We start from the raw sequence: 14,928 nt of genomic DNA, 5'->3' as shown, positions 1-14,928 counted from the left end.
TGAATAAGAATCCTTCTCATGTAGACGCATGGTGTAACGGAACCCCAACCCCCGCAGCAAAATATTTTTCAGTTATTTGTCATTGGCGACGATTTCGGTCACCGCGCCGTCGCGCCGCAGCGCCACCGGCAGCACGCGCGGCAGCACGCGGCGGAAGTTCTCCAGCCGTTGCGGATCGAACGTGCCGGTCACGCGCAAGGCGGCGACTTCGGCATCGCGCACCTGCAGGCCGGTGCTGCCGTAACGGCCAAATTCCGCCAGTACCTGCGCCAGCGGCGTATTATCGAACGTGATGCGCCCGTCCCGCCACGGCGCGATGCCCGCTTCCGCCACCCGGCCGATCAAGCCCAACTGGCCATCGGCATCGGCAGCGATACGCTGGCCGGCGCGCAGTTCCATCACTGGCGAGCCGGCGCCGCCGGTCACGCGCACGCGGCCTTCCTCGACCTGCACCCGGATCTCCTCGGCGCCGGGAATTTCCGGCGTGTGGCGCACCGAGAACCGCGTGCCCACCACGGTGACGCGCACGGCGCCCGCCAGCACCTCGAACGGGCGCGCCGGGTCGCCCTGGACGTGGAACACGGCCTGGCCGCCCAGCAGGCGCACCTCGCGCCGCTCGCGGTACAGGGCCACGGCGATGCGGGTGTCGGTATCGAGCCGCAGCATGCTGCCGTCGGGCAGGGTCACGTCCTGCTGCTGGCCGCGCTGGGTGCGGAAGTTGCCCGCGTAAAGCGGTTGCTGTTGCCAGCGGTTCCAGGCCAGGAAGCCGCCGCCAGTTGCCGACAGGGCAACTGTCGCCAGCGCAGCACGCGGCGCCATCGCCGCCAGGCCGGCCAGCCAGTCGCGCCGGCCTTTTGATACCGGAACACTGCTGCGCTGCTCCGCCGCCAGGTCCGCCGCCAGCTGCCGCCGCAGCTGGGCCACGCCATCGGCGGGCAACTCGTCGAGCTGGCGCCAGTCGCCGTGCCAGCGGTCCAAGGCCGCGCGGTGGGCCGGATCGGCTTGCAGCCAGGCGTGAAACGCGGCTTCCTCGGCGGCCGTGAACGCGCGCTGGCGGCGGGCGAACCAGTCCAGCGCCTGTTGATCGACGTCGCTTGCGTGAGCGGGGTATGACGGGCTTGGGTTCATGGCGGTGTCATGGGGATATGGATGTAGACGCGCGAGTCGGCGCCAGCCCAACCCCGGGCGGCGAACAATTTATTCATGCGGTGGACTTTCCGCGCAGCGGCGGCACGCCTGCATGGCGTGCTTGATGTGGCGCTCGACCATCGTCACCGAAATCCCCATCTGCTGCGCCACGGCCGCTTGCGACAGGCCGTCGAATTTGTGCAGGATGAAGGCTTCGCGGCAGCGCAGCGGCAGCTCGCCGATCACGGCCAGCATCGCCTGCACGCCCTGGGCGGACATGGCGGCAGTTTCGGGTTCGAGGGCGGCGGGGGCCGCCAGCGTATCGAGCACCTCGAAGTCGTTGGCGTAGTGATCTGGTTCAGCGGAGACGCCGCGCACCGTGTCGCGCCGGTGCTGGTCGATCATGAGGTTGCGCGCGGTGCGGTAGAGCAGGGCGCGCGGTTCGGCAATGGTCACACCGTCCTGCTGCATGGCGAGCACGCGCGCATAGCTCTCCTGCGCCAGGTCGGCGGCAGCCTCGCGGTTGTTCACCGCGCGCGACAGGAAATTGAGCAGTTCTCGGTAGTAGCGTGTTACCACATAGGTCCAAAGCCAAGGGGACGACGGCTCCCGTCACAGGCTGGCTTGGACTGCTTTGGCTGACCCTGGGTGTCCGGGATACCCCTTCTTATCCCGACCGGCCCAATTTTACAGCCTGGCTTCCGGCTGGTCAGCAGTAACTTGTTAGTTGCTTCCCTGGCCGCGCACGATGAGGACGGCGGCAAGCGTGGCGACAAAGCCCAGCAGAGCGGCAGCAACGCCGACGGCAGGGTGGACGCGGCGCGAGACGGTAGGAATATGGGAATGAATTTTTTTAACCGGCATAACACGAATCTCCTGGATGTCTTATATAAGTATCAAACTTGTACCAAGAGTAGCGCGCGTATCGATCCCGATCTACATCCTGGCTGTATCAAAAGTAAGTAACTGTAACGACATTAGCATTGTTAGCACTTTATTTAAGTTGTATAGATCACACACAAGAACTTTCTTTAGGGAAGGCGTAAAGGCCTATAATCGCTTAGTTTTTTTGCCCGAACATATCTCCCACAAGGAATCACTGTGAATCAAACGCTGGTCCAGAAGCTGACCCGTACCAAGCCGGTCGCTCCACCTGTCGAGCATGTCAGCGCCGATCAAGCGCCTTCCGGCAACCGCCTGCATCGCTCAATGGGATTGTTTCCGCTGACCATGATCGGCGTCGGCGCCACCATCGGCACCGGCATTTTCTTCACGATGGTCGAGGCCGTGCCCAAGGCAGGCCCGTCGGTAGTGTTGTCGTTCCTGATCGCGGCCATTACCGCCGGCCTGACGGCGCTGTGCTATGCCGAATTGTCGTTCCGCATTCCCGCGTCGGGCTCGTCGTATTCGTTCGCGTATGCCACGGTGGGAGAGTTTTTGGCCTTTATTATGGCCGCCTGCCTGCTGCTCGAGTATGGATTGGCGGCCAGCGCCACGGCGATTGGCTGGTCCGACTACCTGAACAACTTCCTTAATAATGCGTTCGGTTGGCATATCCCGGAAATGCTGCGCTCACCCATGATCGTGGCCACGGCCAGCCATGGCATCGAGTTGCGTCCCGGTCATATCAACCTGCCGCCGATCCTGCTGGTGATCTTATGCTGCGTGTTGCTGATCCGTGGCACCAAGGAATCGGCCACCACCAATGCCATCATGGTGCTGATCAAGCTGGCGATTCTGGTGTTCTTTATCGTGATCGCGTTCTCGGGTTTCGATATCAATAACTTCCACCCGTTCTTCAGCCCGGACAATGGCGTCCACTACACCGGCATGGCCGGGGTGACTGCCGCTGCCGCCACCGTGTTCTTCTCGTTTATCGGCCTCGACACGGTGGCCACCGCCGGCGAAGAAGTGCGCAATCCCACCCGCAACGTGCCGATCGGCATCTTGTCGGCGCTGGCAATCGTTACCGTGTTTTATATGTTGGTGGCGTTTGCGGCCATGGGCGCGCAGCCGGCGTCGATGTTTGCCGGCCAGGAAGCGGGCCTGGCGGTGATTTTGCAGAACGTCACCGGCCAGAAGTGGCCAGCGCTGGTGCTGGCGGCCGGCGCGGTGATTTCGGTCTTCAGCGTGACCCTGGTAACGATTTACGGCCAGACCCGCATCCTGTACGCGATTTCCAAGGACGGTCTGATTTCCAAGACGTTCCAGAAAGTGAATCCGCGCACGGCATCGCCGGTGCAAAACACCCTGATCGTCAGCCTGGTGGTGGGACTGGTGGCTGGCTTTGTCGATGCGACCTTCCTGTGGGACATGGTCAGCATGGGCACTTTGACCGCGTTCATCGTGGTGTCGCTGGCGGTGCCGGTACTGCGCTACAAGCAGCGCGCCAACCCGACCGCCGGTTTCCGCGTGCCGTTCGGCCCTTACCTGGTGCCGGGACTGAGCATCAGCGCCTGCTTGTATCTGATGTTCGGCCTGTCGCTGACCACGTACACGATCTTTGCGATCTGGATGTCGGCGGCTGTCATTACTTATTTCTTGTACGGCATGCGCAATTCAAAGTTGAACAAGGCATAGACAGCCAAACCCGGACGTTAAAAAGCCCCGGTCCGCTCACGCGGCCGGGGCTTTTGCCATTTTGTTTGTGACGCCGGAGCGCTTAACAACACCTTCAGGGCAAGGCGCAGCGACGAAGACAGTACGAATGTACGGCGAGGAGCTGCAACGAAGCCATGGAGGTGTTGTTATGCGCTCTTATTTTGCGTCGTTTGGCTTGGAGCCGAGGTAAAGACGCAGGGCAACGGCGGTCAAGGCAACGGCAACTGGCAGGTTTTCGATGATGGTCAGCATGTTATTTCTCCTAGAATTCAGTGATTCAAACAGGGATCAGGACAACTTAAGCGCGGGCTGCGGCGTAACGCAGTTCCGACGCCAGGCTAGGCGAGTGCGCGGCTACTTCGTTGGCGGTGCTGCTCAGCCACCAGATGGTTTCTTCGGTGCTTTGTTCAGCAGCGATTTGCTCGGCAACGGCAACTGGCTTCTTGACGAACACCGCGACGAACAACTTGCGCACTGCGTTGGTAACGTCGCTGGCGAAGTCGGTAACGTTGGTGTGGTAGTTGAAAACGGTGGTAGTCATGTGCTGCTCCTTGAGAATGTCTGTTTGATGCAGTGCAGTATGCGCCTCTCCGAGAAATAAATATACTTTCATTTTGTGATGCATGCGATACGCAAACCATATAACACTATGGTGTTGCCACACGGTATGGTATTCAGAAAGCTGATAAGCCTGGCCTTGGAACTGCAACTTTATTAGTCAGGCAATATTGCGCAGGACTGTCTGGCTGTAGCCGATAATTTTCACGGCATCGGCCTGCAGCAGGCGGATACGGCGCTGTACCAGCGGCCAGCCCGACCACGGCACGGCGTCCGCCGAGGGCGCTGTTTCCAGCGCTGGTTGCGCCTGGATATAAGCAGCTTGCGGATCGAGCGCCTGGCTCAGGGTGCGCATCACCTGCTCGTGGCTGATGCCGAGCATGGCGTTGACCGGTTCGGTTGGCAACTCGACCACGTGGCGGCGCAGGATGGCGCGCAGGGCAGCCACATGCGCCACCAGCAGGTAATTCTGCACGATGAACAAATTGATATCTTCAACCGCGCGGCGCTTGCTGGCCGGCTCGTCCAACATGCGTACCAGCGCCGAGCTGAGCGCCGCCAGGCTGTCCATCAGGCGCTTGCGCTCGATGCGGTAGGCAAAATCGTCCTTGCCTTTACCCTGCAGCAGGTCGAAGCTGGCCTGCATATAGCGCAGGTTGACTTCCAGCACGCCGCGCACCAGCCGGGGCACGCTCTGGTATTCCCAGTTGGCCAGCACAAAGCTGAAGGCGGTGGCCACGGCCGCGCCAATAAAGGTATCGACCAGCCGCTCCATGATCAGGTCGTTATTCCCGGGTGCAATCAAATGCATTTGCAGCAGGATCATGATCGACACCGCCACTGCCGCATACCGGTAGCGCAGGTAAATAAACGTGGGCGTGGCCACCGTGGCCAGTACCAGCATGCCGAGGATCACCGCCATGCTGTTAATCAGGTGCAGCACCACTGCCGTGATCACGCAGCCGATGATGGTGCCGATGATGCGGTCAGTTCTGCGCTGCTTGGTCATGCTGAAGCTCGGTTTCAGGATGATGACGATGGTCAGCACGATCCAGTAACTGTGCGCCGCGTACGGCAGCAGCGCCGCCACGGCCAGCCCTACCGAGATCGCCATGGCCACGCGCAGCGAGAAGCGGAAGATCGGCGAGTCGAGCCGCAGGTGCGACAGGATCATGCGCAGTTCGTATTTCTGCTGCGACAGGAATGGGCCCATGTCGGCATCGACCCAGAACGGCGTGGTCGCGTAGGCCTTCTGGCTGGCCTGGTGCAGTTCGCCGATCATCTTGATGATGGCGCGGATTTTGTTGCGCTGCGCGCGCAGCACCGCCAGCGCTTCCTGCTCCGGTTTGCCGGCGGCGATGCGCGCCTGCAGGGCCGCCAGTTCCGCTTCGATGGCGTCGAGTTCCGGGCCGTAGGTAATTTCGGGGTAAGAGGCTTTCTTGCGGGTGACGTCGTAGGCCACCGATTCGATATCGCGTGCGCACTTCCAGGCCAGGTCGTGCAGGGTTTTCATGACCGGCGAGTCGGCCAGGTGCAGGCGCAGCTGGGCGTAATCGGTGTGGGTGGACAGCACCAGTTCGTACAGGTCGAGCATGCACACGTGGGTTTGCACCACGATGGCGTCCTTGGCGTTCAGGTGGGCGCGCAGGATCAGGTCGCGCGAGGCCTGCTGGCGGTCGGCCAGCACGCTTTGCTGGCGCACCAGCTTGTTGAACTGCTCGTTGAGGTTGAAGCGGGTGTCATAGAAATCGGCCTTGATGTCGATGTAATGGGCCAACTCGAACAGCGCTTCGGCCAGCACCTGCTGCTTGATGCGGTGGCGCAAGATCCACGAAATCCCCATCGCATACGCCAGGTAAGCCACCGCGCCCGAGGTAAACCAGGCGGTGTGGATGAAGGACTGGGTGGCCGTCATCGAGTGTTCCATCGACATGGTCATGATGAACAGCGTGGCCAGTTGCAGCGGCATCGACTTTTTGCCGTACACCACCATCATGCAGGCGAAAAAGCTGATCAGGACCAGCATGGTCATCAGGAGCCAGTGCAGCGGCGCGCACAGGCTGATCAACAACGTCACGAAGCTGCACAGCAGCACCGACGCGCTCATCTCGTTGAACTTGTGGCGCAGCGGGCTGGGCATGTCCATCAGCGCCGTGCACAGCGCGCCGATACACACGGTCATTGCCGTGTGCAGGTCGGTAAATTGCAGCGAGATCAGGGTGACGCCGACCAGGCCGGCGGCAAAACGCAGCCCCAGGTAAAAATAGTGGCTGTAGAAAAACGTGCGCAGGTTGAGTGCGTAGTGCATGCGGTGACCTTGTGGGCAGCGAAACAAGCGACAAGATGCACGCGGCGGGATCGCCGCTGCGTGCATCCGAAGAACTCAGATTGTCTAAAACCTTAGAAGACCGATAACACCGGGTAACGGCGCCATTCCGGCTCGGCGTGGCGCTGGCCGTGTTCGAAGATAAAGCCCAGTACCGCATCCTGTTGCGACAGCAGCGCCGGGTTGGCCGCTTTCCACGCGTCGAACTTCGCTTTCAGTTCAGGCTCAGCGCCCAGCATCTCCAGCGCCAGGTCTTCGAACACATAGTCCGAGTATGCCTCTTTCTTCTCGAGCACGCTGTTGAAAAAGCCCCAGCGGAAGAAGGAATCGTGGCCCAGGGGTTCGAGCGTTTCCACCGCGTAGCGCGCGTTGTGCTGCTTGAGCGGAATGAACCAGTCACCGGCCTGCACCGTGAAGCTGCCCGTGCGCGCTTCGAGCTCGACCGCGTCGTGGTACATATGTCCTTCGTAGGCGTTCGGGCGCGAGGTGACCGAGACGATGTGATAGTACTGCGCCTCGATGGTGGCAGCCTCGTCGAATGGCGCCATTTCCACGCCGTTCCACTTCAGGCGCTCGATCGCTTCGCGCCACGCTTGCGGCACGATGTAGCCCTTGGGCGCACGCACGGTGGCGGCCGGCACAAAGCTGTTGTAGTAGGCGATGTCCTTTTCCCACGGCTGGGTGCGGTCGTACGACAGGCGCTGATAGTCACCCAGCAGGCTGGGGCTGCGCTTGGCGGCATAGCCCTGGAAGCGGAAGGTCGTTGGATTGGACTCGTCCATCTTCCAGTTCACGGTAAATTCAGTGGCGTTGGCGGCTTGCTCGCGGGCGTCGGCGCGCAATTCGATGATCTGCTTGCCGTGGGTGGTCGTAAAAGCCATGGTCACGTCGAGCAGCGCGCGCATCGATTCGTAGCGGTCCTTGAATGGCTTGAGCATGTGCGTTTCCGGCATGAAGCCGATCACGTGGTGCAGGGCCGCGAAGCCGGTGGAAAAACGCGGCACTTCGAGGAATTCGGCGATGCCATCGTCGGGCGTGTCCTGCACCGGGTTCACGTACGGGCAGGTGGGCCAGCCCTTCGCTGCCATCTGCTCGTAGATGTGCGGCAGCATGGTCTGGCGCAGGAACGGACCCAGACCGTAGCCGAGCTTGTCGGCCTGGGTGTGGATCAGAGTCATCGTGTACGGGTAGTCGGCGCCGTTGGACGTGTGGGTATCGACCATCACGTCCGGATCCCAGGTGCTGACCAGCTGGTTGAACAGCTGGGCGTTGAGGGTGTCGCACTTGATGAAGTCGCGGTTCAGGTCCAGGTGGCGGCTGTTGCCACGGAAGCCGAACTGCTCCGGGCCGTCCTGGTTCACGCGCGAGGTATTGGCGCGGTTCAGCGCGCCATCGACGTTGTACAGCGGCACGAACAGCAGCACGGTGGTGCCCAGTGCCGCCAGCTTGTCGTCATCGAAACACAGGTCGCGCACGATGGCCATGCAGGCGTCGACACCTTCGGGTTCGCCGGGGTGGATGCCGTTGTTGTTGAAGAAGACCGGGCGGCCTTGCGCCTTGATCAGGTGACGGTCGAACACGCCGTCGGCGCTGACCACGCCGGCGTGGATCGGGATGCCGCCATCGGACGTGCCGATCTGTTCAAAACGCAGCACTTGCGGAAAGCGCTGCGCCAGCTGCTCGTAGAAGGCGATGCATTCGCTGTGCAAGGTGGTCTGGTTCTGATTGCCCTGTTCGTAGGGTGTCGGCATTTCTGGGTGCATGGCGGTCTGGTTCTCAGGGTGCATGGTGGAGGTGCGTGCGGTGTGCCTTGTGAGCTTGCCGGCACGTTTCAAGGGCAGCAATTGTATCATTGCTGCCCGTTTTTTGAGCGGTTGCGGCGCTGCAGTTGCGTTGCTGCAAGGAAAATATCGGCCGTCGATGATGTACTGGCGCCATGCTCATCGACGCGGGAGGCGGCTATGCGGAACAGGTCTGGGGTGACGATGCTGGTCATCGTGGTGTTGCTGGCGCTGGCATGCCGGGCGGTGCTGGCGCAAATCGGACCGCGCTACTCGGTGCAGCTCAAGGCCGGCCAGTACACGCCGTCGCAGCAGGGCCGGGTGGCGCTGGCCGGCAACGGGCTGGCGCTGATCCGGTACCAGGGGCTGACGATCCTGGCGGTGAGCGCCGATGCCGACGCCTACAGCGCTGAGGCGGTAAGGCACTGGCCGGCCGCCGATTTGCTGGTGCTGACGCCGGCCAGCCACGGGCGCTACGGCGGCCTGGCGCCGCTGGCGCCGCTGCACGGACTGGGCGTGGTGTTGCCGGAGGTGGGCGGCCATCTGGCCGTGCCGCCGCCAGACGGGCAGGGGCCGCGCTGGTATCCGCTGCACACCTGGGATGCGCTGTACCTGCGCAAGGGCAAAACATCGCTGCGCGTCACCGCCATGCCCGGTCAGCCGGGGACGGCGCACGTGGCCGGTTTCATGCTGGAACTGGGCCATGGCAGGGCGTCGTACCGCGTGTATCTCGGTTGCACGCCGCTGGCGGACGAAGAATTACGCGCCTTGCCCGACCGCCTGCCGGGCGCCGACCTGGCGCTGTTGCCGGCGCAGCAGGGGCTGCAATTGCTGCCCCTGCGCTCCAGTCTGGTTCCAGCGGCATTGCCCCCCGGCGGTTACGCCTTTACTGCCGTGCGCCGCTAGCTGTCACCCCCGCAGCGCCAACCGGGGGCGCCAGCTTTCCGGTTGCACCGTCTACGAGTGGCGGCCCCAGGCGGTCAGGGACGCGTATCGCTGCGAGCGCAGTGCGATTTATTTTTTGGCGTTGGTCTCGACCCATGCCGCATACGTGTCGATGAATTTCTTCAGGAATTTCCTGGTATCTTCGTTGCTGACCTTGCCGTCGTCGCCGAGCAGCTTGGTGGCGTTGCCGATGTACATTTCCGGTTGTTGCAGCACCGGCATGTCGAGGAACACCAGCGACTGCCGTACGCTGTGGTTGGCGCCGAAGCCGCCGGGCGCCCCCGGGGTGACGCTGACCACGCCGGCCGGCTTGCCGCTCCATACGCTGCTGCCATAAGGGCGCGAACCGACGTCGAGCGCATTTTTCAGCGCGGCGGTGGTGGAGCGGTTGTATTCCGGAGTAAAGAACAGCACGCCATCGTATTCCTTGACGCGGTCGCGGAACTGGGTCCACGCCTGCGGAGCCACTGCACCGTTTTCTTCGAGGTCCTGGTTATAAATGGCCAGTTCGCCAATCTCGACGATCTCCAGGCTCAGCGACTCGGGCGCCAGCGCGATGACCTCGTGGGCAAACTTGCGGTTGATCGACTCTTTACGCAGACTGCCGATGATGACAGCGATTTTCTTGGCGGACATGGAATCTCCTGTGGGGTTGGACAATGGGGGAATAAACGACTACTTACTGTAACCGATCCCCGCCGCCACAGGGCGCGCGCCAGCCTTTTGGGAGGGACCGCTGGCGTGCCCTCAGGTGGCGTTCGTAACCCTCTCAGGCATACCGCAATTGCAGCCCTGATGAGAGCCGTGGTACGCTCTGACGAGCGGCTGCAGGCGCCTGCTTCACGTTGTCGAGTTGAAACACGCTGACCACAGTGTCCAGCCCTTGCGCCTGTTCATGCAGGGAGTCGGCAGCGGCGCTTGCTTCCTCGACCAGGGCCATGTTCTGCTGGGTGAGGCCGTCCATTTGCACGATGGCCGCGCGGATCTGGTCGAGGCCGATGGCCTGTTCCTGACTGGCGTCGGTGATCTCGCCCATGATGCCGGTGACGCGTTGCACGCTGCCCACGATTTCCTGCATGGTTGCACCAGTTTGGTCCACCAGCTTGGCGCCGCTGCCCACTTTTTGCACTGAGTCCTCGATCAGCGCCTTGATTTCTTGCGCTGCGGCTGCCGAGCGTTGTGCCAGGTTGCGCACTTCGGACGCCACCACCGCAAAGCCCCGGCCCTGTTCGCCGGCGCGCGCCGCTTCCACTGCCGCATTGAGCGCCAGGATATTGGTCTGGAACGCGATGCCGTTGATGACGCTGATAATGTCGGCAATCTTGTTCGACGACGCGCTGATCGATCCCATGGTTTCAACCACCTGCGCCACCAGCACGCCGCCCTTGACGGCGATTTCGGAGGCCGAGAGCGCCAACGTATTGGCCTGGCGCGCACTGTCGGCATTCTGTTTGACGGTGGCCGTCATTTCTTCCATCGACGACGAGGTTTCTTCCAGCGACGCCGCCTGTTCAGCCGAGCGCTGCGACAGGTCCTGGTTGCCGGCCGCAATCTGCGCGGACGCGCTGGCCATGTGGGTGGTGCTGCCGCGTACTTCGGCCACGATGCTGGCCAGGTTGCCTTTCATCGTGTCGAGCGCGGTCAGCAAGGTGCCGATTTCGTTGGTGCTATGTGCGGTGGCGCTGCCACGCAGGTCGCCGGCCGCGACCCGCCCGGCAATCGCCATCGCCTGTTGCAGGGGCTGGGCGATGGACTTGATCAGCAAGTAGCCGACAGCCAGCGCCAGCGCAGCACCGAGGACCAATGCAGCAATGGTGCTGTAGCGCATGGTGGCCAGGCTGTCCTGGACGAGAGCGTGATTGGCGTCGGCGTGCGCGCCGCTGAACTTCTCCAGCGCGGCCAATGCCACGTCGCCGATGCGGTAAGTGGGATTGATCTTCTTGATGAGTACCAGCTCGGCATCGTCCCAGTCGCCATTCCGGATGGCGGCGACGGCAGCGGCAATGTGGGCCACGCCCAGGCCGTCGCTGGCGCGGTACCACTCCTGCGCCAGGCGTTTCTGTTCGGCGTTGTCGATGCTGCCGATATAACGCTGCCAGCGGTCATTGATGCGCTGGCTGGCCGCGTCGATCACGCCCCAGTGCACGCCCAGCTCGTGGTCGTGCAGCTTGGCCCATTCGAATTCGGTGTTGTGTTGCAGCGCCTGCAGGATCTGGCTGCGGTTGGTTTCCATGTCGAGCCGGATGGCATTGCGTTCGCCGGACCGGGCCTGGTCGGCCAGCGTGACATCGTTGATCAGGGCGACCGAGCGGTCGGCGGCATAAATGCCGTAGCTGCCGATGAGCACGATGACGGCCATGAGTGCTGCCAGTGCGGCGATGACCAGATGTTTAATTTTGATATTTGACAGCATCGATTGCCTCAAGAATTCATGGTACTAGGTTAATTAGAGTTGCACTATAGCATCATAATTTGAATTCATCGTATTTTTCTATTGAATTTAGCATTTTGACGGAAGTCTGGTCCTTGTTCAGCCACATCGATTGCGTTACAGTCCGGCATGGTCAACAGACTTCCTTCTCCCGAAACAGCGGCCGATAGCGATCCGCAATCCATCCTGACCAGCAAGGGCGTGGCGGCCCTGTTGGGCATTTCAATCTCGACAGCACAGTTGTGGATGGAAAACGGCAATCTGCCGTCGTGGAAAACACCGGGCGGGCATCGCCGCGTGCACCTGTCGTCGGTGCAGCGCTTGCAACAGCGCCTCGCACATGATGCGGGCCTGGCCGACGTCGCACCACTGAACGGCGATGTGCTGAGCCCCGCCGAAGTGCAGCGGCTGGCGGCGGTGGAGCGCTCGGGATTACGAGAACGCGAGACCGGACCGATATTCGACCCGTTGACCTGGCTGGCGGCCACCGTCACCACGGCGCCAATTGCCTTGCTGACGTTGCTGACGCAATCGCAGCAACTGTTTTTATCGCGCCAGGGCGTGACGATGAAAGACACCCCGCGTGACTGGGCCTTCTGCAACTACACGATTGCCCAGGACGACATTTTCTTTGTCACCGATACGCTCGACGACGCGCGGTTTCGCGACAACGCGCTGGTGACCGGCGCTCCGCATATTCGCTTTTACGCTGGTGTGCCGCTGATTGACGCCGACGGTTTCAAGCTCGGTTCGCTGTGCGTGATCGATACCGAGCCGCGTCGCCTGACCGGCCAGCAGGCGCGCGCCTTGCGCGAGCTTGGCGACATCGCGCGCCGTGAGCTCGGCGTCCGCCAGCAGCGTTAAGGCCACATCAGCCCACATAAAAAAACCACGCCGCGTTGCCGGGGCGTGGTTTAGATTTGCCGGGATAAACGCTTATTCGGCGTTCATTTCCTTGAGCAGATTGTCGGCGTGGTCCACGTGTTTCATGTTCCAAAGCATGTAGCGCAGGTCGACCTGGATCGAGCGCGTCATGGCCTTGTTGAAGTCCCAGTCCGAGATGATCGAATCGAGCGTGCCGTCGAAGGCCAGGCCGATGAATTCACCTTTGCTGTTGAGCGCTGCCGAACCGGAGTTGCCGCCGGTGATGTCCAGCGTGGCCAGGTAGTTGACCGGCACGGTTTTCAGCGCCGGATCGACGTACTTGCCAAAGTCCTTGGCCTTGATTGCGTCCAGTTGCGCTTTCGGCGCGTTGAACTCGCCGGTGCCGGTGGCCTTGGCGACCACGCCGGCGACGGTGGTGAACGCTTTCCAGTCGGTGCCGTCGGAACCGGGCTTGCGACCGGCGATCTTGCCGAAGGTCACGCGCAGGGTGCTGTTGGCGTCCGGGTACACGGCCTGGCCCTTGCTGTTCATGTAGGCGATTTTTGCCTTCATGTAGTTGGCATAGGCTTGCTGCAGCTTGCCGCCCAGGTCTTCTTCCTGCTCTTCCTCTTTCAGGTCCGGGCCGTACAGTGCCACGGCAGCCTTGATGAAGCTGTCGTCGCTGGCCTTGAAGTCGGCCGGCTGCTTGTCGATCCAGGCGGTGCGCACGGCCGCGTCGCCGAGCTTGCTGCCGGCGTACAGCTTGTCGAGTGCCGCTTGCAGGTCGGCGCGGCTCATGCCGTCCTTGATGCCGACAACCTGGTCGAAGGCGGCGTTGCGCTGGGCGGCCGGTTGGGCGGCGTACTTCACCAGGCTGTTCATCACCAGTGCCTTGTCGACGGTTTCGTCGTAGTTGCGCACCAGTGCGGCCACGCTCGACTTGATGCGTGGCACGTCGCGGACCTGGTAGCCGGACTTGCGCTCGGTGTCCGGCTTGGCGTTTTCGTTGGCCAGGCGGTACAACATGCGCGCGGTGTTGAGCAGGCGCGGTTTCGACGACGACAGGAAGTAGTCGCGCTTGGTGTCGGCGTCGCGCTCGGCAATCAGCTGTTCCACGGCCGCGATGTCGGCGCCGAATTCCTGCTTGCGGGCGGCGTTGGCGTTGATCCACTGTTTCAGCGCTTCATGCTCGGCGGTCTTGCGGGCCAGCATGTCGCTGCCGGCGTACGAGTCCAGCATGCCCTGGCGGTTCTTGTAGTAGTTGTTGATGCTGGCCACTTGCGATGCGTACTTGAGCGCGGTGTCCTTGTTGTCCTTGGTGGTCTCGGCAATGATCGCCAGGTTCTCGCCCGACGATTTCACGAAGGCCGGGTAGCTCCAGTCGAACGTGTAAGCCACTTCCGATGGCAGGCGGTGGCGGTTGGTGCGGCCCGGGTAGCCCAGCACCATGACGAAGTCGCCTTCCTTCACGCCTTGCTTGGCCAGTTTCAGGAAGTGCTGCGGCACGTACGGCACGTTATCCTTGCTGAAGTCGGCAGCCTTGCCGTCCTTGCTGACATATGCACGGTAAAAACCGTAGTCGCCGGTGTGGCGCGGCCACATCCAGTTGTCGGTGTCGCCACCGAATTTGCCGACGCCGGCAGGCGGCGCGTGCACCAGGCGCACGTCGCGGATTTCCAGTTGCTTGATCAGGTAAAACTCGAGGCCGCCGTAGAACGACGACACGGTGCAGCGGTGGCCGGCGTCTTTTTCGCACTCGGCCTGGATGGTCTTGGTGTTTTTCTCGATCGCGTCGAGGCGGGCCTTGCCGTTCAACTTGGCCACGTCGGCAGTGATCACCTGCTTGCTGACATCGGTGACCGCCTTGGTCACGAAGATGCGGCTGCCAGGGGCGGCCGGCAGTTCTTCGCCCAGGGTCTTGGCCAGGAAGCCGTTGGCCAGCAAATCGCGCTCGGGCGTGGAGTTGTGGGCCACGCTGCCATACACGCAGTGGTGGTTGGTGGCGACCAGGCCTTGCGGCGAGACGAACGACGCCGAGCAGCCGCCCAGGCTGACGATGGCGCCCATCGGGAACTCGGTCAGCTTGGTCAGCGAGGCAGGGTCGAGCGACAGGCCGGCCGCTTTCAGTTGTTTGGCTACTTGTGGCAGCTGTTGTGGCATCCACATGCCTTCGTCGGCGTGGGCGGCAGCGGTTGTGCTCAGGATGGCGAGCGCGATCAGTGTCTTATGCATTTGTTATATATCGTTTTCCAAAGTGGTGATTGGGAACAGCGGGTGGAGTATATCAACAAAAA

At 62.1% G+C, this 14,928-nt stretch carries 13 protein-coding genes; 3 read left to right on the top strand and 10 right to left on the bottom strand.

All coding sequences use genetic code 11. From position 1 onward, the window contains the following. Positions 1-72 precede the first annotated feature (72 nt). The 3 genes from F8197_RS27030 to F8197_RS28700 all read right to left on the bottom strand — a co-directional run bounded on the left by F8197_RS27030 (position 73) and on the right by F8197_RS28700 (position 1,992). Entirely contained in the window at positions 73-1,128 is a 1,056-nt protein-coding gene (locus F8197_RS27030; RefSeq protein ID WP_152885026.1) for a FecR family protein, read from the bottom strand. A gap of 69 nt (positions 1,129-1,197) precedes the next feature. Then, entirely contained in the window at positions 1,198-1,707 is a 510-nt protein-coding gene (locus F8197_RS27025; RefSeq protein ID WP_373996997.1) for a sigma-70 family RNA polymerase sigma factor, read from the bottom strand. 144 nt (positions 1,708-1,851) lie between these two features. Continuing rightward, on the bottom strand, positions 1,852-1,992 hold the full coding sequence (locus F8197_RS28700; RefSeq protein WP_019923611.1) for a hypothetical protein: 141 nt from the start codon (positions 1,990-1,992) through the stop codon (positions 1,852-1,854). Positions 1,993-2,229: 237 nt separating this feature from the next. On the opposite strand from F8197_RS28700, the gene F8197_RS27020 reads away from it, so the two are divergent. Further along, entirely contained in the window at positions 2,230-3,708 is a 1,479-nt protein-coding gene (locus F8197_RS27020) for an APC family permease (RefSeq protein ID WP_373996996.1), read from the top strand. Between the two features lie 319 nt (positions 3,709-4,027). Here the strand turns inward: F8197_RS27020 and F8197_RS27015 are convergent, their stop codons facing one another. The 4 genes from F8197_RS27015 to F8197_RS28695 all read right to left on the bottom strand — a co-directional run bounded on the left by F8197_RS27015 (position 4,028) and on the right by F8197_RS28695 (position 8,609). Next, positions 4,028-4,270, bottom strand: coding sequence for a hypothetical protein (locus tag F8197_RS27015; RefSeq protein ID WP_019923614.1), 243 nt, complete (start codon positions 4,268-4,270; stop codon positions 4,028-4,030). 177 nt (positions 4,271-4,447) lie between these two features. Then, a complete protein-coding gene (locus F8197_RS27010; RefSeq protein ID WP_152885024.1) occupies positions 4,448-6,595 on the bottom strand; it encodes an FUSC family membrane protein in 2,148 nt (715 codons plus the stop codon). A gap of 92 nt (positions 6,596-6,687) precedes the next feature. After that, positions 6,688-8,376 (bottom strand): M14 family zinc carboxypeptidase, encoded by a 1,689-nt coding sequence (locus F8197_RS27005; RefSeq protein ID WP_152885022.1) that lies wholly within the window; start codon positions 8,374-8,376, stop codon positions 6,688-6,690. A gap of 86 nt (positions 8,377-8,462) precedes the next feature. Continuing rightward, complete coding sequence (locus F8197_RS28695) at positions 8,463-8,609, bottom strand: hypothetical protein (protein ID WP_193333582.1); 147 nt, start codon at positions 8,607-8,609, stop codon at positions 8,463-8,465. Between F8197_RS28695 and F8197_RS27000 the strand changes: the two genes are divergently transcribed. Further along, a complete protein-coding gene (locus F8197_RS27000; RefSeq protein WP_152885021.1) occupies positions 8,599-9,300 on the top strand; it encodes a hypothetical protein in 702 nt (233 codons plus the stop codon). The two genes, F8197_RS28695 and F8197_RS27000, sit on opposite strands and share 11 nt — an antisense overlap. 108 nt (positions 9,301-9,408) lie before the next feature. Here F8197_RS27000 and F8197_RS26995 read toward each other — a convergent pair whose 3' ends face one another. Both F8197_RS26995 and F8197_RS29310 read right to left on the bottom strand, forming a co-directional pair. Then, entirely contained in the window at positions 9,409-9,975 is a 567-nt protein-coding gene (locus F8197_RS26995; protein ID WP_152885019.1) for an NADPH-dependent FMN reductase, read from the bottom strand. A gap of 133 nt (positions 9,976-10,108) precedes the next feature. Next, positions 10,109-11,752 (bottom strand): methyl-accepting chemotaxis protein, encoded by a 1,644-nt coding sequence (locus F8197_RS29310; RefSeq protein ID WP_152885017.1) that lies wholly within the window; start codon positions 11,750-11,752, stop codon positions 10,109-10,111. A 147-nt stretch (positions 11,753-11,899) separates the two neighbouring features. Here F8197_RS29310 and F8197_RS29225 point away from each other — a divergent pair, with 147 nt between their 5' ends. Beyond that, positions 11,900-12,634, top strand: a complete 735-nt coding sequence (locus tag F8197_RS29225) for a GAF domain-containing protein (RefSeq protein WP_152885015.1) — start codon at positions 11,900-11,902, stop codon at positions 12,632-12,634. Between the two features lie 72 nt (positions 12,635-12,706). Here the strand turns inward: F8197_RS29225 and F8197_RS26980 are convergent, their stop codons facing one another. Beyond that, positions 12,707-14,866: a S46 family peptidase gene (locus tag F8197_RS26980; protein ID WP_152885013.1), complete on the bottom strand. Its 2,160-nt coding sequence runs from the start codon at positions 14,864-14,866 to the stop codon at positions 12,707-12,709. Positions 14,867-14,928 lie beyond the last annotated feature (62 nt).

Origin of the sequence: Duganella sp. FT27W, from assembly GCF_009295655.1 — a bacterium.
Lineage (GTDB): Bacteria > Pseudomonadota > Gammaproteobacteria > Burkholderiales > Burkholderiaceae_D > Rugamonas > Rugamonas zoogloeoides.
The sequence above is the reverse complement of the archived record's forward strand: the minus strand, read 5'-3'. Positions and strand labels throughout refer to the sequence as shown.